Source organism: Streptomyces sp. NBC_00536, from assembly GCF_036346295.1.
Taxonomy (GTDB): domain Bacteria; phylum Actinomycetota; class Actinomycetes; order Streptomycetales; family Streptomycetaceae; genus Streptomyces.
This window is the reverse complement of the sequence record NZ_CP107819.1, coordinates 91,242-112,665: the sequence shown is the minus strand read 5'-3', so window position 1 is coordinate 112,665 and position 21,424 is coordinate 91,242. Positions and strand designations below refer to the sequence as shown.

The following is a 21,424-nucleotide window of genomic DNA, read 5'->3' as shown; positions in this document are numbered from 1 at the left end:
CGCGCATCACGGAGGCAGGTGGAGGCTGTCGAGGAGCTGCCGGTGCTCCTGGTCCAGGGCCTTCTCGTTCTTCGCGTAGGCGAAGCTCAAGGCCGAGACGCTGTAGGGGTCGTCGGCGATGTAGCGAGCGGTGAACAGGAGGCGCTGAGGGGGGTCGTTCTTGCCGGACGCGTGCAGGTCCAAGGCGGGGCGGCCCTCCACCTCGGTCTCCTGGGTGCCGGAGTCCACGTCGTTCCCCGCCTTCTTGCGGAACGCGTCGAGGGCTCCATCGGCCGTCGAGTAGAGGTAGTCCACCTTGTCGGTGCCGGGGATGTCGCAGACGGAGACGGTTTCGCTCGTCGCGGCGCTCGCGGCCGCGTACATGCGGCAGTCCGGCTTGCTGGTCCTGGTCACCGTGGGCCGTGCCGGAAGCTTGAACGTGATGCCACTGGGGTCGTCGGTCACATCCACCCAGTCAGCTGCCGGAAGGGTGCGTGCCACGGGGAGGCGCGGCATGACCGGGCCTGCTGCCCACGCGCGTGCGGGCAGCAGCGCTCCGGCCGCCGCCAGCGCGACGGAGGTGGCATGGATGACGAGGCGTCGTGGCAGCGAACGGTGAGTCATGGAGTCACCTCGGCTGGAAGCGCGGCTCCCGCGCGGTGGCGGCCGGGCGGCCGGGCGGCCGCGGCATGGTCGACGGCCGGGAGCACGGTGGTCGCGAACCCGGGGCGGCGCAGCGTACTCGGCCGCCGGGTCCCCGCGGACCTCACAGCCAGGTTCCACCTCACGCACGCCGCGGGCAAATCGGGCCCGCCGCCATCTCGGGGCCATGAATGGATCAGCCGCCGTTCTTCTGGATGTACTCGCGAGTAGCTACATTTCCGCCGTCCCCACCGCGCAGCACTCAGCGACCATCAGGAGCCCCCCATGCACGCGCCCCGATCCGCCCCCGCACTCACCGCTTTCGCCGCTGCGGCCGCACTCCTCGGGGGGACCGTCCTGCTCCAGGGCGCGGCCGCCCACGCGGCGCCCGCTACGGCAACCGCGGCAGCCACGGCTCCGACCCTCTCGGTCTTCGCGTGGAACGTGGACATGGGCACGGCGGTCGTCGACTCCACGCAGAAGGAGAAGGCGGCCGAGCGCACCCCGGTGGTCGAATCGATCATCCGTCAGCACAGCGCGGACGTCGTGATCCTGGACGAGCTGTTCAACCACACCTCCACCACCGACATCTCCGACAAGCTCGCCGACCTCTACCCGTACCGCACCCCGGTGGTCGGCCAGTCGTGTTCGGGCGGCGGCTGGAACGGGGTCAGCGGCAACTGCTCCAGCTCCTGGTTCGTGATCAACGGCGGGACGATGATCCTGTCCAAGTACCCCATCACCGCCCAGTACGCGCACATCTACGACGGCTCCACCTCCGGCACCTGGGACTACAACGCCAACAAGGGCGCCGCACTCGCCCAGATCGACAAGAACGGCACCAAGGCCTGGGTGGTCGGAACCCATCTCCAGGCCGACCAGTCCAACACCTCCACCGACACCACCCAGGCCACCCGCCTGGGCCAGCTCGGCGAGATACGCCACTGGGTGGACGGGATCGTGGGCTCGTCGGCGCCGGTCCTCATCGGCGGCGACCTCAACGTCGAGTACACGCACGGCCAGTCGCGCGGCGACTTCGCCAACGCCCAGTCCGCCGTGGGCGGTTCGCTCGGCACCCCGGCCCTCGGCGCCACGCCGTCCACCATGGACTGCACGGTCTCGGCGTGGTGCCGGTACATGGCCGACGTCGAGACCTTCCCCAAGGACTACCAGGACAACCTGGACTACCTCGGCTACCTCAACGCCCCCGGCCGCCCCACCCCGGCGGCGCTGCCCACCGTCAAGGCCGACTTCGACCCGCAGACGGGCTGGACGCCGGGACAGCTGGACACCCGCTCGCCCAGCGACCACTACCCGGTCGAGGCGACCTTCCAGCTCGGCTGATCCCGGTCCCGCGGGCCCCCGCGGGCCTGTGTGGGCCCGCGGGGGCAATTACCGGACATGGCAAAATATCGGCCCTTCGTGGAGCGTTCACGTGCGCGCCGCTGCCGGTACATCGGGCGCCCTCAGCATGACGTCTGCGCCGCACCGCGCCCTTCACCTGCCGTGATGTGCCAGCCCCGAGGGATCCCCGTGACTCGACGTTCCATCCGCCTCGCAACCGTCCTCGCCGCTGCCTGCGCCCTGGCGGGCGCGGCCACCGCCCAGGCCGCCACCGCCACCAACGGCGCCGATGCCGAAGGGCGGCACCGCGCGGCCGCCCAGCACGTCCTGCTGATCTCTGTGGACGGCCTGCACCAGTCCGACCTGGCCTGGTACGTCGCGCAGCACCCGCACTCGGCGCTGGCCCGCCTCGTCGGCGGCGGCGTGCAGTACACCAACGCCGCCACCACGAACCCCTCCGACTCCTTCCCCGGCATGATCGCCCAGGCCACCGGCGGCGGCCCCGGCACCACTGGCGTCTACTACGACGACACGTACGACGCGTCCCTCCTCCCGGCCGGCACCACCACGTGCGCGGGCGTAAAGCCCGGCGTGGAGGTGGACCTCACCGAGAACCTGGACAGGAACCAGCACGCCCTCGACGCCGGTCAGGGCCTGACGGGTCTGCCGGGCAGCATCCTCCAGATGACCGGCCACCCCTCCAACCTGCTGAACCCCGCCAAGCTGCCGGTCGACCCCAAGACCTGCGAGCCGGTCTACCCGCACTCCTACCTCCAGGTGAACACCATCTTCGAGGTGGCCCGCCAGGCTGGTCTGCGGACCGCGTGGTCCGACAAGCACGCGGCCTACGAGATCCTGGGCGGCCCCTCGGGCACCGGCATCCAGGATCTCTTCACCCCCGAGATCAACAGCGACGCCACCGGCTACCAGACCGGGGCCGACTGGACCAAGGACAACAAGGCCACCCAGCAGTACGACGGCTACAAGGTCCAGGCCGTCCTCAATGAGATCGACGGCTACGACCACAGCCGCACCCACAAGGTCGGCACGCCCGCGATCTTCGGCCTCAACCTCCAGTCGGTGTCGACCGCGCAGAAGCTGCCGACCTCGGACGGCGCCACGGGCGGCTACACGTCCAAGGACGTCCCCGGCCCGCTGCTGACGAAGAGCCTGGAGTACGTCGACGGCCAGATCGGCGCGCTGACCGCCGAGCTCCGCAAGAAGCACCTGGCGCAGAGCACCACGGTCATCCTGTCCGCCAAGCACGGCCAGTCGCCCACCGACCCCGCCGCGCTCACCCGGATCAGTGACGGCCCGATGCTGGACGGCCTCAACGCCGCCTGGAAGAAGCTCCACCCGGCCGCCGGAGACCTGGTCGCGCACTCCGTGGACGACGACGCCATGCTGCTCTGGCTGAACGACCGCTCCGAGGAGGCGACCGGCTTCGCCAAGAAGTTCCTGCTGGAGCAGAGCGGTACCGGCAACGACATCAACGGCAAGCCCAAGGCCTTCACCCAGGGCGGCCTGAGCGAGGTCTACGCCGGCAGGGCCGCGGCCGAGCGCTTCGGCGTCAAGCCCGGTGACGCCCGCGTCCCGGACGTCTTCGGCACCGTCCAGTACGGCGTCGTCTACACCGGCGGCAAGGGGAAGATCGCCGAGCACGGTGGCACCCACGCCGACGACCTGAACGTCCCGCTCGTCATCTCGGGCGCAGGCGCCCACGGCGGCAAGACGCTCTCGGCGAAGGTGGAGACCAAGCAGATCGCGCCGACCATCCTGAGCCTGCTCGGCCTCGACCCCAAGTCCCTCCAGGCAGTACGCCAGGAACACACGAGCGTCCTCCCGGTCCACTGACCCGGACCCCGCACCCACCCCGAGGGCCGCACACCAGCCGGCGTGCGGCCCTCACCGCGGCCGCTGACCGAACCAAGCACGGCTCTCCGGCTCCCCACGCGGCAACGGCGAGGACGAGCCCGCCAAGCGGTCACCCCCGTGCCTGCCTCATCTCCCGCAGGGCCGATTCCGCGAGGCGGTTCCACTGCCGGACCTCGCGGGGGAGGAGCCGCCTTACGTGTGCGATCAGTTCGCGGACCGTCTCGTCTGCCGCGGCGTCGTCGCCCTGGAGGACGAGGCTCGATGCCATGCCGATCCAGGCTTTGAACCAGCTCTCGGTGAACTCGGGGCGGCGCCGCTCCATGACCAGCAGGTGGTAGCTGTCGACGGCCTGCCGGAACCCGTGGTCGGCCGCCGCCTCGCGGCCGCAGTACATCGCGGCCATGCCCTGTGCCAGACCGGTCTCGGCGCTCAACTGGTCGATGCGGTCGTCCTGGTGGGCGGCGGCCAGCCAGGTGAGGGTACCGGCGAGGCCCTCCAGCAGCATCGACGCCTCCCGGGGACTTCCGGCCCGGCTGCCCGCCACCGCCGACTCGTAGCGTTCGCGGAGTTCGGACAGCCGGCGGGGCAGGTCGGCGGGACGCGAGCCGAGGGTCTCGCGCAGCTCGGCGGCCAAGGCACCGAAGCCGCGCAGTACGAAGGCACGCTCGCCCGGTGTGGCTTCCGGCGTGGTCGCGGCACCGGTCCCGTCGCCGGACGTGCCACGGGACGCAGCGCGTCCCGGCACCACCCGAGCGGCCCTGCGCATGCTCTCATCGCCCTCGGGAACCCCGCGGTAGGCGTCCAGTGCCTCCTCCAACGCCTCCAGCGCACCGCGCAGTGCACCCGACCGCTGCAGTGCGATGGCCAACGTCCCCCTGGTCCGGGCGGCCTCCGCGACCAGGTCCGAACGCCCTTGCCCGATGCTCAGGTCGTACGCCTCCAGGGACGCGCGCGCGGCGTCCGCCGCCGCGGCCGGAAGACCGTACGCCGTAAAGGAGTTGGCCAGCCGCTGGAAGGCATCGGCCAGGTCCGCGACGGGCAGGACCTGCTCACGCACCAGCTCCTGCGTCTGTGCCGCGATGACCTCGTGGGCCCGCAACGCCTCGCGGTACTCACCGGCGTCACCGAGCACGGCGGCGATGGTCTGCGTCGCGTAGAGGCGGGCGCGCGCCGCGTCGTGCCCCTCCGCGCCCTCCAGGATCTCCAGCGCCCGCGCACACGCGCGATGCGCCTCACCCAGGCGGCCTCCGCGCCGGTACACGACGCCCCTGGTCCGGTGCAGCATCGCCTCGGCCACGCACCACCGTTCGTTCCATCCCGGGTCGGCCACGACCTGGAGGCCGTCGTCGATCCGCTGCTCCGCCTCGTCGAGCAGGTCGGCCTCGAGCAGTGAGACCGCGAGCTTCTCCAGTGCGGCGGCGAGCCCCCCGCCCCACCGGGCGATCCCGTCCAGGCCCGTCAGCCGACGCCACATGTCGACGGCGCGCCGCGCCGGTTCGACCGCGCGCCGCGGGCCGTCCAGATCGCGGATGAGCGTCGACGCGTGGTCGTAGGACTCGGCGAGCTGGTGGGCGAGTTCGGCGCGCCCGTCGCGCAGCACGGCGTCCTGGAGCAGTTCGGAGGCCTCCTGGTACGCCGCGAGGGCCGCCCGGGGGTCGCCCCGGTGCTCCGTTCCGATGCCGACGAGGCACAGGGCCGTGCCCAGTTCCCCGGCGAATTCGTGCAGGCCCTGTTCGCGAACGAGGGGGCCGTAGAGGTCCACGGCCGCGGTGGCGCGGCTGAGCTGCTCCGGGGAGCGGGCGGGGGAGAGCTGGGCCCGGTTGAGCCGGATCGAGGCGCGCGTCGCCTGCAGGTCCCGCCGGAACGCGCCGCTGTACGCCGACAGCGTGCGGTCGACCTCGTCCCACAGACCGGCGGCGCGCTCCGGCCGGCCCTGTGTGTCCATCAAGGCGGCCAGCCCCGCGAGCGCCTTGGCCTCGCCCGAGGCGTCCCCTGCCGAGCGGAAGGCCGCCGCGGAGGCCTCGTACAGTGCCTCGGCGGCACCTTCCGTCCGCTCCAGCGTGTTCGCCTTGGTCAGCAGCGCCGAACCGAGCGCGGTGGCGCCCTCCTGGGGGTCCTCCAGCAGCCGCGCGGCGGCGATGGCACGGTCGGCGACGACCAGGGACTCCGGCTCTGCGCCGCCGCGGCGCAGAGCGATGGACAGGGAGATCAGGACCGGCGGGAGCGTGGTGCGGGTCGTCGCGGGCGGGAGGGCGTCGAGGATCCGCAACGCCTGGCGGTAGTGGTCGATGGAGGCCGCCACATCGCCCAGTTGCTGCTGGACCTCGGCGACGCTCCACGCGCACCGCGCGAGCGCGGCCGCGATCTCGGCCCCCTGGGCCGGGGCCCCGGCCGACGGGCTCGCGGACAGGCCGGAGAGCACCCGCCAGGCCTCGTTGAGGGTCCGCAGGTCCTCCAGCAGCCGGGACTGGAGGCCGCCCGCGCGCCGGGGCCAGAAGGCGACGGCCTCCCGGAGGTCGAGTGCCGCGGTTTCGTACGCGTAGTGGAGGAGGCCGCGGGGGTCCGCCCACTCCGCGCCGTGGACCGACCGGCGCTCGTACAGCCGGGGGCGTTCGCTGCCGGGAGCGAGCCGGGGCGGTGCGCCGACCTCCAGCGGTCCGCCCGTCTCCTCCCGGGCGATGTCCAGCAGTACGTCGGCGACCTGCCCCAGTGATCCGGGCCGCGCGGAGGGATCGTCCCGGAAGCACTCCCGCAGCAGTCCGGCCAGGCGCGGCGGTACGGGGAGCGAGCGGTCGGTGAGCCGTTCCCGGCACGCGGTCTCCAGCGCGAGCGCGGCCACGGTCCCGGACATCCAGGTGCGCTCCCCGACGAGCATCTCCAGTACGGTGACGGCCCAGCTCCACACGTCGGCGGAGGGCCCCACCTGCCGTCCTTCGGCCTGTTCCGGGGAGGCGTACGCCGTGGTCCGGCCGCGGGCCGCCGCGACGAAGAGGTCATCGGCGGGCGCCCCGCCGAACCCCAGCGCCCGGCCGAGCACCCCCTTGAAGGCTTCGCGTTCCCTGGCGTCCAACGACGGATCCGCCGCGAGATGGTCGAGCACCGCCTCCTCGGACAGCACCCTCTCCGTGTCCTGTTCCGGTACGTCCGCCAGCCCGAAGTCGGTGATCATCGCGGCCCCGTCGGCGCCGAAGAGGATGTTGGCGGGCTTGACGTCGAGGTGCAGCAGCCCCGCCGCGTGGGCCGTCTCCAGCCCCCAGGCGGCCTGTGCCGCGATGGCGAGCACCCGGCGCAGCGCGGGCGCGCCGCCGCTGCCGAAGAGCTCGCCGGACCGGATGCGGTCGTCGAGGGAACCGCCCGGCGCGTACGCGCTGAACACGGCCAACCGGTCGCCCACACTCCGGGTGAAGCGGCATTCGGTGATGTGCGGATGGGGAGGCAGCGCGATCCAGCGCTGTGCCTCGGTGAGCAGGTTTCCCTGGTGGACCGGATCCAGGCTGTGGAGCCGCTTGACGGCGTAGGGCTCGCCGGACCTGAGGTTGCGGACGAGCGCGACGCGGCCGAAACCGCCCTCGCCCAGAATCCGCTCGACGGTGAACTCTTTGAGTAGGAGGGCGCCTGGCTCCCAGTCCGCCATCGCCGCTGCCGTCGTCGCCATCCCGGCCTCCTCCATGTCCGCCGTGTGCCGTGTGCCGTGTGCCGTCTGCGGTGCGCGCCGTGCCGCACCGTGCCGTGCGTCGTAGGAGTGGGGCTCAGGTGGCCTGAAGGGCCTTCTTGAAGGCGTCAGCGGTGCGGAATTCCGGCTCGGGGCCGTCGCGCAGCGCCCGGTCGAGGACCCGTTCCAGCCGGTCGGGGAGCGGGACCCCCCGCTCCCCGACCGGCACGGCCGCCGTGGTGGTGACGGTCAGCCAGGGGTCGCGGCCGACGGGAAAGTCCCGGGGCGTGTGGCCCGTCAGAAGGAAGTACAGCGTGGCGGCCGTCGCCCAGACGTCCACATGGGGCTGGGCGTACTTGTAGTTGACGAGCTGTGCGCGGGGCATGAACGCGGGCGTTCCCGAGACCGATCCGGTCGCGGTCAGACCGCTGAGCCCCGCTGTCGCGTACGCCTTGGCCAGACCGAAGTCGGCGATCTTCGCCACCGGTCGGCTGGCCGCCGTGCTCTCCGTACCCGGGCCCAGCAGGATGTTCTGCGGTTTGATGTCGCGGTGCACGGCGCCCCGTACCTCATGGGCGTACGTGAGGCCGTCGAGTACGTCAACGACGAGGGGCACCGCCCGGGCCGCGGGGAGCGGCCCGCCCGTACGGACGAGATCCATCAGCGAACCGCCCTCGCACAGCTCCATGACCAGCCAGTGGACGGCGCCCGTGTGCCCGGAGCCGTCCAGACGGACCAGGTGGGGGTGCCGGAGTTCCGTGCAGATCCGGACCTCCCGCTCGAAGAGGGCGAGCGCCTCGGCCGACGGCTGCGGACCGTCGGAGCGCAGGGTCTTCAACGCGCGGCGCTCACCGCTTCCCCGGTCGAACACGGCGTAGACCACGCCCATGGAGCCGCGCCCCAGCTCCCGTTCGACCACCCACGCACCGAACGTCGCAAGACCCTCTTCTGCCACGACCGTTCCCCCTGACGGACCGCCAGACTGCTTTCCGTGCATACCCAACGTACTCAACTCGTGTCGTGGAGAAAGGAACCGGTCTGGAATCAGTCGTTCGCGACAGGGCATCATGGAGACGGAGACGCGGAGTGCCGCACCCGGTGACGCAAGGAGGTCGAATGCCGCAGCCAGAGTCCGCTGATCCGTTCAGCACCTTCCTCAACACGGCCGACCGTGCCAGAGCGGGCCGGTCGGACGGCTCGTCCGCGCAGAGCCCGTCCGCACAGAGCCCGGACGCGGTAACGGGCAAGGGCCTGAGACTGCTGCGCCTGCTCGCGGAACGGGGTCCGATGCGGCTGGAGGACGTACGGCGCGTGCTGGGGCTCAGCACCCTGGACATCGCGCAGGAACTGGTCCGCCTCACGGAGCGGGAACTGGTGGCACTGCGGACGGACGGCGCCGACGACATCGTGGAGCTGACCGAGCGCGGGGCGGGCTTCACCGAAGCGACGTAACGCGGCATCGCGGCGGCACGGCGGCCCGGTGGCGCGCCGGCTCAGTGGAGCAGGAGCGATCGAGGGGGACGATGTACGCGTACGCCGTTGTCTGGGGACTCGGAGTGCTCGTGGGAACAGCCGAGTTGGTGTCGCGCTACCGCGACACACCGTCAGCCCTGCTGACCGTGGTGAGCGCCTGGTTCTACGCCGGGATCAACGGAGCCGCCGCGGGGGGAGCGCTGCTGCTCGCACAGACCTTCCACTGGACCTTCGGCGCGAGCGACCCGGGCAGTGTGGCGGTCGCGCAGGTGGTGGTGGCGGGGTTCGGGGCGCTCGCGCTCTTCCGCAGCTCACTGCTGAACGTCCGGGTCGGCGACCAGGACGTCGGGGTCGGCCCGAGTACGGTGCTCGCGGTCCTGCTCACCGCCGCGGACCGCGGTGTCGACCGTACGCGGGCCGGGGCGCGCTCCCGCGAGGTCTCGACGATCATGCGGGACATTTCATTCGACAAGGCGCACCTGGCCCTGCCCGCCTTCTGCCTGGCCCTGCTGCAGAACGGCTCGACGGACGAGCAGAAGGAACTGGGCGAGGCGGTACGGGCGCTCGCGGACAGCTCCATGACCGATGCCCAGAAGTCGTACGCCCTCGGCATCCTCCTGCTGAACATCGTGGGAGCCGACGTACTGCGCGAGGCCGTGAACGCGCTCCGCGAGGAGATCACCCGCTCCGCCCCGGTCGCCGTCCGCCGCGAGCCGGACGCGGCCTGAGAGCCGCGGTGGGCGCCGCGTGGACGTGACCTTTGGGGCGCGCCCGGATTCCGATGATTTCGCTGTTCAGCTCGTGCGGGCCAACGGCTGCCCGGTGAAGCTCACGCCTGCCAGGCCGTGGGCCATGAGGTTGCGGATGTTGGCGTGATCCGTGCCGGTCGGCGTCGCCACCACACTGCGGTAGTGCTCACCGAACGCCAGCAGCGCCTCTTGGTCGCTCAGCCCTTCCAGCAGGGCCAGTCCCAGCGTCTTGCAGGAACCCTCGTTCTCACCCGCGGCATTCTCCACGTCCCCGTTGCGGAACGCCTGCGGCTGATACGCGTAGTGCGCGGAGACGAAGGCCAAGGTGTCGGCGAACTCGTGCTCACCTGACGCGAGGCTTGCCCGCAGCGAGTCCAGATCAGTCATGTCGGTTCCCCTGGGTTGAACGGACGATCCGATTGACGTCCGTGACCGGACGACGATACCCCTCTTGTGGTCAGCTGCTGAGAACTGCGCCACGCGTCCGAACGAGCGGCATCTCCGCAGGCCACGATGTGCACCGCGGCACGACGGGGTCGGGCGGCGGGCGTTGTCAGTGCGGGGCAGCATGATGACCTTCATGACCGAAAACAGTGCCCTGCTCTCTCCTGCCGCCTACGTCGAGGCCGTGACCACCGCCGTGACGGCGTCGGCCGCGTATTACGGCGACGGGACCACCCCGCTCGGTGACGACGAGTACGACGTGCTGCTGCGCGCCATCGCGGCCTACGAGGAGGCCCACCCTGACGAGGTGCTCGCCCAGTCGCCGACCGGGAAGGTGGCGGGCGGGGCCGTGCAGGGTGATGTGCCGCACTCGGTGCCGATGCTCTCCCTCGACAACGTCTTCGACGCCGACGAACTCGCCGAGTGGGCCGCGGGGCTGGAACGGCGTCTCGGGCACCCTGTGGCCGCGTGGTGTGTGGAGCCGAAGCTCGACGGCCTCGCGGTGGCCGCGCGGTACCGGGGTGGTCGCCTCGTTCAGGTCCTCACCCGCGGCGACGGCTTGGCCGGCGAGGACATCACCCACGCCGCCGACGCCGTCCTCGGCCTGCCGCCCGTACTCACCGAGCCGCTCGACGTCGAATTGCGCGGCGAGGTGCTGCTGACGACAGCGCAGTTCGAGGAGGCCAACCGGATCCGGCTCGCCCATGACGCCACGGCCTTCGCCCACCCGCGCAGCGGAGCGGCCGGTACCCTGCGGGCCAAGGACCGCCCCTACCGGATCGAGTTGACCTTCTTCGCCTACAGCGCCATCGGCCTGGATGGCCTCGGCCATGTCGCTCTGCTGGAGCACCTGGCCGCGCTCGGCGCGAACACGGCCGTCGGCACGGCCGTCGCCCCGATGCGGTGCGAGACGGTGGAGCAGGTGCAGGAACGTATCGACATGATCGCCGGCCTGCGCGCAGAGCTGCCGTTCGGGATCGACGGTGTCGTCGTCAAGGCCGACACGGCCGAGGACCAGCGCCAGGCCGGCAACGGCTCGCGCGCCCCGAGGTGGGCGGTGGCCCGGAAACTGGCGGCCGAACACAAGGTGACGCGCCTGCTGGCGGTGGAGTGGAACGTCGGCCGGACCGGGATCATCGCCCCGCGCGCTGTCCTGGAGCCGGTGGTCATCGACGGAGTGACGGTCACCTACGCCACGCTTCACAACCCGTCCGACATCACCCGTCGCGGGCTCATGATCGGCGACCAGGTGTTCGTGTACCGGGCCGGCGACGTGATCCCCCGGGTCGAGGCACCACTGGTCGACCAGCGCACCGGCGCCGAGAGCCCGATCGCCTTCCCCGAGGCGTGCCCCCGCTGTGGCGACGCGATCGACACCTCCGAGCAGCGGTGGCGGTGCGTGCGCGGCCGGAGCTGCCAGACCGTGGCCTCGGTGATCTACGCGGCCGGCCGGGACCAGCTCGACATCGAAGGTCTCGGCGGCACGCGCGCGATCCAGCTGGTGGAGGCCGGTCTGGTCCAGGACGTCGCCGACCTGTTCACGCTGACCCGCGAGCAGCTCCTCGGTCTGGAGCGGATGGGGGAGACCAGCGCCGCCAACCTCCTGGCCGCGATCGAGACCGCCCGCGGGGCCGCATTGAGCCGCGTGTTCTGCGCCCTCGGTGTCCGCGGCACCGGGCGCACGATGTCCCGCCGGATCGCCGCGTACTTCGGCTCGATGGCCGCGATCCGGGCCGCCGACGCGGACACGCTGGCCGGGGTCGCCGGCATCGGCACCGAGAAGGCCCGCGTCATCGCGGCCGAACTCGTCGAACTCGCCCCGCTCCTCGACAAACTCCAGGCCCAGCAGGTCGGCACACAGGTCACCGAGCCGCAGAAGCCCGCGACGACCGACCCGAACGACGTCGAGGACCCGCCGGGCGGCCCGCTGGCCGGACAGGCCGTCGTGGTGACCGGCTCCATGACCGGCCCCCTCGCGGTGTTGTCCCGGAACGAGATGAACGAGCTGATCGAGCGGGCCGGCGGAAAACCCTCGTCGTCGGTGTCCAAGCGCACCACGCTCGTGGTGGCGGGCGAGAAGGCCGGCTCAAAGCGCACCAAGGCCGAAGAACTGGGCATCCGCATCCTCGACCCCGAGGAATTCGCCGTCCTCGTCGCCGATCTCCTCCCCACCTCCTAGTAGGGACTCCGTTAGGTCTTCTGGTTCGGGCTGCTCTTGGGCGGTCTGGTCACGGCACCCGGTCGGTCAGACCGTGGCCTCCGAGATGAGGAAGTCCAGGAAGCGGTCGGCCAGTGGTTCGCCCAGGAGGGGCTCCAGGAAGAGGAACTGCCCCTGAGGGTTGACCTCCAGCCATACCGGTTCGCCGTCGGGCGTCAGTTTGATGTCGATGATCCCCATGCGCAGGCCGAGCCGCCGCAGGACTGCCGTGACCCGCCGGGCCAGTGGTTCCGGGACCTCCCACTTGGAGATGGGGACGTTCAGGTCGGGGCGCCAGTCGAGGCTGTCCGTTTCGATGAGGGCCGCACACATGTCCTCACCGAAGCAGTTGAGCCTGATGTGACGCCGGCCAGGAATGTATTCCTGGTAGACGGCGGGGCACACCCGGAAGGACTCCTCGGGAATCGAGGACGGGTCGTCCAGGTACTGAGTGAACATCAGCGGCCCGCTGGCCCCCAGCACCGGCTTGACGATGACCCGGCCGGTGTGGCGGACGAACTCGATCACCTCCAGGCGCGACTGCGACACGAGGGTGCGCGGTACCCGGAAGCCTTCCGCGCGTGCCACGGCGAGCTGGTAGAGCTTGTCCGCCGCACGGTCGGTCGCCTCCGGGGACGACACCCACCGGCCTGCGAAGGCGGCCGCCAGCATGCCGCTGAGCGCTCCACGGCAGTCGTTGTTGACCAGCCGTCGCTCGTGGTCGCTCGCCGCGGGGGCGGAGGTCTGCTGGTTCGCCCTCATCCTCCGCCACCACAGCACCGAGACGTCCTCCAGCGCTACCGCGGTCCCTTCGGAGGTCAGAACCGTGGCGGGCGAGTCCCCGTGTGAACTCCAGCTGAGGCTGGGCTGTCCGCTGATCCGGTCGCATTCGACGACGTGGAACGGCCTGTAGTGGCGGCGGGCAGCGGCCTCCCGGATGGCGAGTGTGTGCAGATCGTCCTTGATCGAGACGGTGAGGATCATTACTCGGGACAGTCCACGCAGCAGTCATCGCTGCAACCGCACGAACAGGACTCGGATGCCGAGCCCGCCATGGCGCTGGCATCGATCCTGAGGCCCGTCGTGGCGCGAACGCCTTCTTCCCAGGCCCGCAACTCTTCCGGGGTCTGGAGGCGGATGTAGGACTCGGGCTGGACACGCAGGACGACGGGGGGCGCCGCCGCCGCGGACCCGGAGGAGAACTTCGTCAGTCCCCTCCGCTCCTGCTCAACGGGATCTCCGAGCTTGAAGGAAGCCATTGCGACCATCTCCACTGGTGCCTTGGTTGGTCCATCACTCTTCCTTCCATCACAGCACCGCCAACTCGTCGCCGCATCCTGAACTAGGCGCAGATTCAACTTCCTTGGCCGTACGGACCCGGGCGCGACCCGGAATCCGGTGCACTGTGCGCCACCGCTACGACGGCGAGGCCTCCGGGCGCGGGCACGGCGGCAGGGTGGTGAGGAAGTCGAGCAGTACGGCGTTGAAGCGCTCGGGCTGTTCGGCGCCGGGCAGGTGGCCGGCCTTCTCGATGACGGCCAGGGAGGCGTGGGGGACCAGGCGCCGGATCGCCTCGGCGTCCGCGACGGTGGTGTACACGTCGTCCGCCCCGACGACGATCAGTACCGGCTCCCGGACGGCGGGCAACGTGTCGCGGTAGTCCCGACGTTCAGCCCGCCCGCGCAACGCGGCGGCGGCGCCGCGGGGGTCGGTGGCGCGCATCATGGACAGCACGCGCTCGGCCACGTCCGGCATCGTGTCGACGTTGTACGCGGCGAGCATCTTGTCGATCACCTCACCCGCGTAGCCGTCCATGCCCTCGGCGAGGAGCCGGTCGGCCAGGCGATTGCGGAACTCCTTGCCGTCCTCGGTCTCGGCGGGGGCAGAGGTGTCGGACAGGACGAGGGCGCGCACCCGCCCCGGGTGACGATGGCGGAACTCCATGGCGATCTGACCGCCCATCGAGACGCCGCCGACCACCGCGCGGTCGATGCCCAGGTGGCCGAGGAGCGCGGCGAGGTCGTCGGCGAAGTCGGAGAGCAACACCTTGCCCGGGGTGACCCCGCTGAGCCCGTAGCCGCGCAGGTCCGGGGTGATCACCCGGTAGCCGGCCCCGCTCAGCGCCTCGGCCTGGGGCGCCCACATGGTGCGGTCGAAGGGGTGGCCGTGAACCAGGAGCACGGGCGCACCTGTTGACGGTCCGAAGTCGTCGTAGTGGAGGGTGGTACCGCGCAGGGTCATGGCGTTCATACGGGCACCCTAACTCCATGATCCGCGCGGTGTCGGCGAAGAACTCCGCCATCTCTTCTCTCTCATGATCATCAAGCGCAGAATGTTCTGCATGACGATGACACGAGTGATCACACAGCAGGCCATCGGCGGCTCCGACGTGCTGGAACTTGCCGAGATACCCCTTCCCTCGCCGGGCCCCGGTGAGGTCCTGGTGCGCGTACGGGCCACCGGTATGAACCCTGCGGACTGGAAGGTCCGCATCGGCAAGGTGGACTTCTTCGGCCCGCCGCCGTTCGTTCTCGGCCACGAGTTCAGCGGCACGGTGGAGGGCATGGGCGAGGGCGTGACCCGCTTCGCGTTGGGCGAGGAGGTCTACGGCTGGACCGTCCCGCCGCAGGGCAGCCATGCCGACCACGTGGTGGTGACCGAAGACCGGATCGCGCCCAAGCCGCGCACCCTCGACCACGTCGGGTCCGCCGCGCTGCCGATCTCCGGCTTCACCGCCTACCAGGCCCTCGTCACCCTCTCCGACGTACGGTCCGGCCAGCGGGTGCTGATCCACGGCGCGGCCGGCGGCGTCGGCCACCTCGCCGTGCAGATCGCCAAGGCCCGGGGAGCGTACGTCATCGGTACGGCTCGCGCCGCCAAGCACGACTACCTGCGCGGCCTCGGCGCCGACGAGCTGATCGACTACACGGTGGAGGACTTCTCGGCCCTGCGCGGCATCGACGCGGTGCTGGACACCGTCAGCAACGACTACGGCCCGCGTTCCCTGCCCACCCTCAAGCGGGGCGGCATCCTGGTCGACGTTGTCGGTGTCGGCGTGGACCGCACCGAGGTGACGGCCCGAGCCGCCGAACTCGGCGTGCGATTCGTGGAGTTCTTCCTGGAACCCACCCCGGCCGTGCTGACCTCCTTCGCCGAACTCGTCGACACCCACGGCGTACGCCCCACGATCTCCGAGACCCTCCCGCTCGCCGAGGCCGCGAAGGCCCATGACCTCAGTGAAACCGGCCGGGTCCAGGGCAAGATCGTCCTCGTGCCGTAGTCCCGACGTCCCCGGCCGGGTGCCCGGTTTACGTATGTCCATGGCGTTGGCCCCGACCAGTCGCAGCGGGGCGGGGCCGACGCCGTCCGGGGTCGGACTGCCCGCAGTCACGGTGACGCGCTCTACCGGAGGAGAAGCCTGGTGACCTGCCGGGCCACGCCCTCGACGTCGGCGTCCGGCGGCAGCGGGAGCGTGCCGCTGAGTCGCAGTGCCGTGAACCCGTGGACCAGTGACCAGGCCGCCAGCGTGGCGATCTGCTCGTCCCCATCCTCAGTGCGGGCGGCCAGGAGGGCTGCGCCGCTGCGCAGTGACTCGGCCGCGCGGGCCCGGGCGGCGGTCAGGTCGGCGGCGTCCGTGCGGCACAGGGCGGGCTGGAACATCACCTCGAAGTGCCCGCGATGGGTCAGCCCGAACCGTACGTAGGCGACGCCGACCTCGGCGAAGTCGCCGGTTCGTTCCCAGGTGGCGTTGAGCGCGTCGGTGAACAGGTCGAACCCTTCGACGGCCACTGCGGTGAGCAGGCCGGCCTTGTCGCCGAAGTGGTGGGCGGGCGCGGCATGGGAGACCCCGGCTCGTCGGGCAAGGTCGCGCAGGCTCACCGCGGTGGCACCGGATTCCTCGATGGCCTCGACAGCTGCGGTCAGGAGCGCGCGGCGAAGGTCGCCGTGGTGGTAGCTCTGACGGTCTGCGTCGGGGTGGGATGCGGAGTCGGGGGTTGTCATGGGATCGAGCCTAGCCTGGATCTAGGCATTGACAAGATGGGCGCGGTCCGTGAATCTTTCCAGTGTCAAGATTGTGGAATCGGAAGGATGGACACGCAATGGCTCCCTTGATCGTGCTCGTCGTCGGCTGGATCCTGGCCCGCCTCGCCGGCCTGCTCGGCCTCTCCGCCCTGGACGGCTGGCAGCCCGCGTTGTGCGTCGCGTTGGCCTTGATGTTCACGCTCACCGGCGTTGCCCACTTCACGGGCCGCCGAGCCGAGATGATCGCCATGGTCCCGCCTGGGCTGCCCCGGGCGGACCTGCTGGTGACGGCCACCGGCCTGCTCGAACTGGCCGGAGCGGGCGGCCTGCTGCTTCCTGCGACCCGTTCCCTGGCTGCGGCCGCGCTCACGGTCATGCTGCTGGCGATGTTCCCCGCCAACGTCCACGCCGCCCGGTCCGGGCTCACGCTCGACGGGAAGCCGGTCATGGCACTGGTCCCGCGGACGTTCCTCCAGGTGGTGTTCGTGGCAGTGTGCGTCCTCGCCGCCCTCTGACCCGCGTCAGGGCAGCGTCCAGAACACCTCCGTCACGAGGTAGAAGACGACGGCCCAGAACAGGAGCAGCGCGGTGACGACGGCGCCGCCGACGAGGTTGGTCCTGACGCGCGATTCGCCCGGTGCGGGCCACAGCCACCGCCTGAGCAGCCGGTTCACGTAGTGGGGCATGGTGAAGAAGCTCATGATGAAGCTCGACAGCAGGTTGCCCACCAGCAGCCCGAACCAGAACGGCATGCCCAGCGGGTGCAGGGCGAGGGACAGCAGCACGACGGTCGGGTACAGGCCGACCCAGACCGCGATGGCGGTCTTGGTGTCCGAGGGCGGGGGCGCCTCCTTGCCGTTCTCCTCGAAGGCGAACCAACTGCCGAACGAGTTGTCGATCGTGCGCAGTCTGAAGTCGTCGAACTCCTCCCCTTCGGCGAGGATCTCCCGCCGCTTCGCCGACGTCAGCCAGGCGTCCAGGTGCTCGGCGTTGTCGTAGCGGTACAGCGTGGTCCACTCGTCCTGAACGCCTTCGACGGGACGGAATATCTCCGTTCCGCGAAAACCTGCGAACTTGCCCTCCTCCTGGCTCATGCGCTCCTGCCACGCGAGGAAGTCGTCGACGTGGTCCGGGTGGACGCGATGGCTCACCACCACGGTCACGAGCGGGTCCGTCGGCTGCGTGCCGCCCCGGATCACCTGCTGGGTGGCGGGACCGTCGAAGTAGTGCGCGCCGACGTCGAGGAGCTTCTGCCTGGTTGCGCCGTTCATCCATGCCTGCAGATGGGCCACGGAGTCGAACCGGTAGACGATCACCCACTCGGGCTGCAGGGCGGTCGGCTTGGTCACCTCGGCGCCGAGATGACCGGCGTAGCGCGCGGCGGCGGAGTTGACCTCTTCCTGCCACTTCTCGTACGCCCGCTCCATGCCGGGGCGGACCTTCCGGCCGATGATGACCGTTGCCGCCGCGTCCGCCTGCCGTTCGCCCGTCATCGCCGCGTGCCCGTCCGCGCCGACCGGCTCTCGACGAGCCTGCCGTAGATCCGTTCCGGAGTGAGGGGCAACTCGCGGTAGCGGACGCCCGTGGCGTCACGGAGCGCGTTCGCCAGCGCGGGGGCCACCGGGTTGATGCAGCACTCCGCCATCCCCTTCGACCGCATGGCCCCGACGGAGTCCGAGGAGCCGACCAGGAGCACGTCGGTGCGCGGCACGTCGGCGTAGGTGGGGATGCGGTAGTTGCGGAGGTTCGGGTTGGCGATGACGCCGTCCGCGTCGATCTGGAAGTTCTCGGTCAGGGCGAAGCCGATGCCCTGGGCGACACCGCCCTCCACCTGCCCCCGCACCTGTTCCGGGTTGATGAGCACACCGGCGTCGGTCGCCTGGACGCTGTACAGGACGCGGATCTCGCCCGTCACCCGGTGGACGGCGATGCGGAAGCCCTGCGTATTGGAGGTGATGCTGCGGGGCGATCCGTACGCCTTGCGGGCGGCCGTGAACCGGATGCCGCGCGCCCGGGCCGCGGCGACCAGCGTGGCCAGCGCGACGCGCTCGTCCCCGCACATGACGCCGTCGTCGTCCATCGAGCACATCACGACGTGGACGCCCGTGTGCGTGGCGGCGAAGTCCAGGATGCGGTCACGCACCGCGTTGGCCGCCCGGAGGACCGCGTTGCCCGCCACGAAGAGTCCCGCACTCGCGAAGGCGCCGGTGTCGAATCCCGTGCGGTCGGTGTCGGACTGCACCAGGCGGATCCGCGACGGCGTCGTACCCAGCTGGTTGGCCGCGATCTGGACGTGCGCGGTCGAGGTGCCCTCGCCGAACTCGACGGTGCCGACGGCCAGTTCGTACACGAGATCGTCGCCGAGCGTGACCCAGGCCTCGGAGACGTGCTCGGTCGGGGGCGCGGTCTCGTGCATCGAACTGGCGACGCCGACCCCGACGAGCCATCCGGGGCCGGGGGAGGGCTGGTCGGCCGTACGGGCCAGCTCGCCGGCCACGAGGTCGATGCACTTGCCGAGCCCGTCCTCGTGGAACACCACGTCGTCGGGCCCGTCGTGCAGGGCGACGAGCGGCTCGCCCGGGCGCACGATGTTGCGGCGTCGCAGTGCGAGCGGATCCATGTGCAGGGCGAGGGCCAGCTCGTCCATCGCCGATTCCACGGCGAAGGCCGGCTGGGTCATCCCGTAGCCGCGCAGGGCGCCGCTCGGAACGGTGTTCGTGTAGACGGAGAAGGCGTCGTACTTCTTGTTGGGGCAGCGGTAGATCATGACGGCGGCGCCGCCCGCGTACAGGGTCTCGCCGCCATGGTTGCCGTAGGCGCCCGTGTTGGACACGTTGCGGACCTGGAAGGCGGTGAGCGTGCCGTCGGCCTTCGCGCCGAGTTTGACCGTCAGCTTCATCGGATGCCGGGGCGACGCCGTGGTGAACTCCTCCTCGCGCGTGTACTCGAAACAGACGGGCCGCCCGGTGTCGAGGGCGGCGAGCGCGGCCAGGTCCTCCGAGATGACCTCCTGCTTGCCGCCGAAACCGCCGCCGACGCGCTTGCAGAACACGCGGAGCTGGTCCGGGCGCAGCGCGAACAGGTAGGCCAGCTTGACCTTCGCGATCGACGGAGACTGCGAACTGGTGCGGACGTTCAGCCGCCCGTCCTCCATCCACGCGATCGAACCGTGGGTCTCCAGATGCGCGTGCTGCACGCGCGGCGAGAAGTACGTGCCTTCGTGGACCACGTCGGCCGCGGCGAAGCCCGCGTCGACGTCGCCGATGTGCGAGTGGATTTCCAGCAGGAGGTTGTGGACGTAGTCGCGGGCGAACGGGTCCTCCGAGCCGTGCAGTTGCGGTGCCCCGTCGGCCATGGCCTTCTCGGGGTCGAAGACCGCCGGCAGCACCTCGTACTCCACGGCCACCTTCCGGCAGCCCTCCTCGGCCGCCCCGACCGTGTCGGCGAGCACCGCGACGACGCGCTGGCCGACGAAGCGGACCGTGCGGTCGAGGATGTAGGTGTCGTCCGGATCGACGAGGTGGTCGGTGTGGATGGCCGTGGTGAAGCGCCTGCGCGGCACGTCCTCCCAGGTGTAGACGCGATGGACGCCGGGGACCGCCAGCGCGGCGGTCTTGTCGACCGAGACGATGCGGGCGTGCGCGTGCGGCGAGTGCAGCACTTTGAGGTGCAGCATCCCTTCCATGTGGGTGTCCATCGTGAATTCGGCGCGACCGGTCACCACGTCGTCGGCCGCCGGCGCACCGACGCTCGTTCCGACGGCCCGACCCGGCGCGGCACTCTCCACACCGACGACGCCCTTCACCGCGTCCTCGATCGCCCGGTAGCCGGTGCAGCGGCAGAGATTTCCCTTCAACGCCCGGGGCAGGTCAGCCTTCTGCGCCTCGGTGAACGTCGCCGAGGTCATGATCATCCCGGCGGTGCAGAACCCGCACTGGAAGCCCGGGGCGTCCCGGAACCGGCGCTGCGCGGGATGCAGGTCGCCGGGTGAACCGAGACCCTCGATCGTGGTCACCTCATGGCCTTCGGCGCGGAAGGCGGGGGTGATGCAGCTGTGGACCGGAACGCCGTCCAGCCACACCGTGCACGCGCCGCAGTCGCCGGAGTCGCAGCCCTTCTTGACGCCGAAGTGGCCGAGCGCGCGCAGGAACGTACGCAGACACTGGCCGGGGTCCGGTTCCTCGGAGAAGCTCCTGCCGTTCACGGAGTACGTCATGCCGCGCCCCCAGCCATGAGCTCGTGACGGATCTCTTCAGCGAAGTGCAGGGTGAGGTGGTGGCGGTGGTCCGGGGTCCCGTTGGGGTCGGCGAACCAGACGTCGGCGGGGATGACGTTGATGCTCTCCTGAAGCGTGCGGGCATCCGGCACGGTGTCGAAGGCGATGCGCACCGGGCGGGTGGTGCCGGCGGTGACGGTGAGGAGCAGGTCGCCCGTTCCCGGCGTTTGCGTACCGACGAGGAAGACCGTCGAACGGCCCAGGCGGGTCAGCGTGAAGAGGCGGTGGGCGGTGCGCCCCCGCAGGGCACGCGCCGGAATGCGGACGCGCCGCAGGATCTCCCCGGGAGCGAGGACGTTCCGGTTGTTCCCGGTCACGAAGTCGAGGGCATCGACGGTGCGCACGGACCCGTCGGGGGCCCACAGCTCGTACGTGGCCTCAAGCGCGACCGTCAGCGTGATCATGGGACCGGCCGGCAGGGACATGCAGATGTTTCCGCCGACGGTCGCCGAGTTCCAGACCTTGAACGAGGACAGGAACGCCTCGCAGCACCGCGCGAAGAGGGGGCCCGCGGTCCAGTCGGCCGGAGGCGTGAAGGCGTACAGGTCCCGGATGGTGCACGTGGCGCCGATCTCCAGGCCCGCGCCGCTCGGCACGAGGGGATCCCAGCCCAGCGCGGTCAGGTCGACCAGGCGGCGCAAGCCGGGCTGCTCGGCGGAGAACAGCCACGTCCCGCCGGCGAGCCAGGCATCGCCCTCGCGCCAGTCGGCGCCCGGCCGGTCGGCCGGTCGCCGGACGACTTCGCTGATGGTGTTGAGGTCCATGGAAAC

17 protein-coding genes are annotated in these 21,424 nt (G+C 70.9%); 7 read left to right on the top strand and 10 right to left on the bottom strand.

From position 1 onward, the window contains the following. Window positions 1-6: 6 nt before the first annotated feature. Window positions 7-603: a hypothetical protein gene (locus OHS33_RS00485; protein WP_330328356.1), complete on the bottom strand. Its 597-nt coding sequence runs from the start codon at window positions 601-603 to the stop codon at window positions 7-9. Between the two features lie 303 nt (window positions 604-906). Here OHS33_RS00485 and OHS33_RS00480 point away from each other — a divergent pair, with 303 nt between their 5' ends. Together OHS33_RS00480 and OHS33_RS00475 are read left to right on the top strand one after the other, a co-directional pair. Next, complete coding sequence (locus OHS33_RS00480) at window positions 907-1,965, top strand: sphingomyelin phosphodiesterase (RefSeq protein ID WP_330328355.1); 1,059 nt, start codon at window positions 907-909, stop codon at window positions 1,963-1,965. A 189-nt stretch (window positions 1,966-2,154) separates the two neighbouring features. Beyond that, on the top strand, window positions 2,155-3,819 hold the full coding sequence (locus OHS33_RS00475) for an alkaline phosphatase family protein (protein WP_330328354.1): 1,665 nt from the start codon (window positions 2,155-2,157) through the stop codon (window positions 3,817-3,819). 130 nt (window positions 3,820-3,949) lie between these two features. On the opposite strand, the gene OHS33_RS00470 is transcribed toward OHS33_RS00475, so the two are convergent. Together OHS33_RS00470 and OHS33_RS00465 are read right to left on the bottom strand one after the other, a co-directional pair. Then, window positions 3,950-7,495 carry a serine/threonine-protein kinase gene (locus tag OHS33_RS00470; protein WP_330328353.1) on the bottom strand — a complete coding sequence of 1,182 codons (3,546 nt, stop codon included), beginning with the start codon at window positions 7,493-7,495 and terminating at the stop codon, window positions 3,950-3,952. A gap of 94 nt (window positions 7,496-7,589) precedes the next feature. Further along, complete coding sequence (locus OHS33_RS00465; RefSeq protein WP_330328352.1) at window positions 7,590-8,447, bottom strand: serine/threonine-protein kinase; 858 nt, start codon at window positions 8,445-8,447, stop codon at window positions 7,590-7,592. A gap of 161 nt (window positions 8,448-8,608) precedes the next feature. Between OHS33_RS00465 and OHS33_RS00460 the strand changes: the two genes are divergently transcribed. Both OHS33_RS00460 and OHS33_RS00455 read left to right on the top strand, forming a co-directional pair. Continuing rightward, window positions 8,609-8,944, top strand: a complete 336-nt coding sequence (locus tag OHS33_RS00460; protein WP_330328351.1) for a hypothetical protein — start codon at window positions 8,609-8,611, stop codon at window positions 8,942-8,944. Between the two features lie 110 nt (window positions 8,945-9,054). Then, window positions 9,055-9,693 (top strand): hypothetical protein, encoded by a 639-nt coding sequence (locus OHS33_RS00455; protein ID WP_330328350.1) that lies wholly within the window; start codon window positions 9,055-9,057, stop codon window positions 9,691-9,693. A 66-nt stretch (window positions 9,694-9,759) separates the two neighbouring features. Here the strand turns inward: OHS33_RS00455 and OHS33_RS00450 are convergent, their stop codons facing one another. Continuing rightward, the gene (locus OHS33_RS00450) at window positions 9,760-10,101 is read right to left on the bottom strand and encodes a HopJ type III effector protein (protein ID WP_330328349.1); all 342 of its coding nucleotides are present in this window, start codon (window positions 10,099-10,101) and stop codon (window positions 9,760-9,762) included. 193 nt (window positions 10,102-10,294) lie between these two features. Between OHS33_RS00450 and ligA the strand changes: the two genes are divergently transcribed. Further along, window positions 10,295-12,337, top strand: coding sequence for an NAD-dependent DNA ligase LigA (gene ligA, locus OHS33_RS00445; RefSeq protein WP_330328348.1), 2,043 nt, complete (start codon window positions 10,295-10,297; stop codon window positions 12,335-12,337). A gap of 66 nt (window positions 12,338-12,403) precedes the next feature. On the opposite strand, the gene OHS33_RS00440 is transcribed toward ligA, so the two are convergent. Together OHS33_RS00440 and OHS33_RS00435 are read right to left on the bottom strand one after the other, a co-directional pair. After that, a complete protein-coding gene (locus tag OHS33_RS00440) occupies window positions 12,404-13,339 on the bottom strand; it encodes an ATP-grasp domain-containing protein (RefSeq protein WP_330328347.1) in 936 nt (311 codons plus the stop codon). Between the two features lie 432 nt (window positions 13,340-13,771). Next, on the bottom strand, window positions 13,772-14,605 hold the full coding sequence (locus OHS33_RS00435) for an alpha/beta fold hydrolase (protein ID WP_330328346.1): 834 nt from the start codon (window positions 14,603-14,605) through the stop codon (window positions 13,772-13,774). A gap of 91 nt (window positions 14,606-14,696) precedes the next feature. Between OHS33_RS00435 and OHS33_RS00430 the strand changes: the two genes are divergently transcribed. Then, complete coding sequence (locus OHS33_RS00430) at window positions 14,697-15,635, top strand: NADP-dependent oxidoreductase (RefSeq protein WP_330328345.1); 939 nt, start codon at window positions 14,697-14,699, stop codon at window positions 15,633-15,635. 122 nt (window positions 15,636-15,757) lie between these two features. Here the strand turns inward: OHS33_RS00430 and OHS33_RS00425 are convergent, their stop codons facing one another. Continuing rightward, complete coding sequence (locus OHS33_RS00425) at window positions 15,758-16,357, bottom strand: TetR/AcrR family transcriptional regulator (protein ID WP_330328344.1); 600 nt, start codon at window positions 16,355-16,357, stop codon at window positions 15,758-15,760. Window positions 16,358-16,455: 98 nt separating this feature from the next. Between OHS33_RS00425 and OHS33_RS00420 the strand changes: the two genes are divergently transcribed. Beyond that, complete coding sequence (locus OHS33_RS00420; RefSeq protein ID WP_330328343.1) at window positions 16,456-16,893, top strand: DoxX family protein; 438 nt, start codon at window positions 16,456-16,458, stop codon at window positions 16,891-16,893. A gap of 6 nt (window positions 16,894-16,899) precedes the next feature. On the opposite strand, the gene OHS33_RS00415 is transcribed toward OHS33_RS00420, so the two are convergent. From OHS33_RS00415 to OHS33_RS00405, 3 genes are read right to left on the bottom strand one after another with little or no spacing between them, the layout of a single operon-like run. Then, entirely contained in the window at window positions 16,900-17,871 is a 972-nt protein-coding gene (locus OHS33_RS00415; protein ID WP_330328342.1) for an antibiotic biosynthesis monooxygenase, read from the bottom strand. Next, the gene (locus tag OHS33_RS00410; protein ID WP_330328341.1) at window positions 17,868-20,594 is read right to left on the bottom strand and encodes a molybdopterin-dependent oxidoreductase; all 2,727 of its coding nucleotides are present in this window, start codon (window positions 20,592-20,594) and stop codon (window positions 17,868-17,870) included. Before OHS33_RS00410 ends, OHS33_RS00415 begins: the two co-directional genes overlap by 4 nt. After that, window positions 20,591-21,418, bottom strand: a complete 828-nt coding sequence (locus OHS33_RS00405) for an FAD binding domain-containing protein (protein WP_330328340.1) — start codon at window positions 21,416-21,418, stop codon at window positions 20,591-20,593. The genes OHS33_RS00410 and OHS33_RS00405 overlap by 4 nt, the downstream gene beginning before the upstream one ends. Between the last annotated feature and the right edge of the window lie 6 nt (window positions 21,419-21,424).

What these genes read in the sequence shown, in the direction of transcription:
- OHS33_RS00485 (WP_330328356.1), bottom strand. Translation starts at nt 603, where the DNA reads ATGACTCACCGTTCGCTGCCACGACGCCTCGTCATCCATGCCACCTCC.
- ligA (WP_330328348.1), top strand. Translation starts at nt 10,295, where the DNA reads ATGACCGAAAACAGTGCCCTGCTCTCTCCTGCCGCCTACGTCGAGGCC.
- OHS33_RS00460 (WP_330328351.1), top strand. Translation starts at nt 8,609, where the DNA reads ATGCCGCAGCCAGAGTCCGCTGATCCGTTCAGCACCTTCCTCAACACG.
- OHS33_RS00425 (WP_330328344.1), bottom strand. Translation starts at nt 16,357, where the DNA reads ATGACAACCCCCGACTCCGCATCCCACCCCGACGCAGACCGTCAGAGC.
- OHS33_RS00420 (WP_330328343.1), top strand. Translation starts at nt 16,456, where the DNA reads ATGGCTCCCTTGATCGTGCTCGTCGTCGGCTGGATCCTGGCCCGCCTC.
- OHS33_RS00450 (WP_330328349.1), bottom strand. Translation starts at nt 10,101, where the DNA reads ATGACTGATCTGGACTCGCTGCGGGCAAGCCTCGCGTCAGGTGAGCAC.
- OHS33_RS00440 (WP_330328347.1), bottom strand. Translation starts at nt 13,339, where the DNA reads ATGATCCTCACCGTCTCGATCAAGGACGATCTGCACACACTCGCCATC.
- OHS33_RS00410 (WP_330328341.1), bottom strand. Translation starts at nt 20,594, where the DNA reads ATGACGTACTCCGTGAACGGCAGGAGCTTCTCCGAGGAACCGGACCCC.
- OHS33_RS00430 (WP_330328345.1), top strand. Translation starts at nt 14,697, where the DNA reads ATGACGATGACACGAGTGATCACACAGCAGGCCATCGGCGGCTCCGAC.
- OHS33_RS00415 (WP_330328342.1), bottom strand. Translation starts at nt 17,871, where the DNA reads ATGACGGGCGAACGGCAGGCGGACGCGGCGGCAACGGTCATCATCGGC.
- OHS33_RS00435 (WP_330328346.1), bottom strand. Translation starts at nt 14,605, where the DNA reads ATGAACGCCATGACCCTGCGCGGTACCACCCTCCACTACGACGACTTC.
- OHS33_RS00470 (WP_330328353.1), bottom strand. Translation starts at nt 7,495, where the DNA reads ATGGCGACGACGGCAGCGGCGATGGCGGACTGGGAGCCAGGCGCCCTC.
- OHS33_RS00405 (WP_330328340.1), bottom strand. Translation starts at nt 21,418, where the DNA reads ATGGACCTCAACACCATCAGCGAAGTCGTCCGGCGACCGGCCGACCGG.
- OHS33_RS00480 (WP_330328355.1), top strand. Translation starts at nt 907, where the DNA reads ATGCACGCGCCCCGATCCGCCCCCGCACTCACCGCTTTCGCCGCTGCG.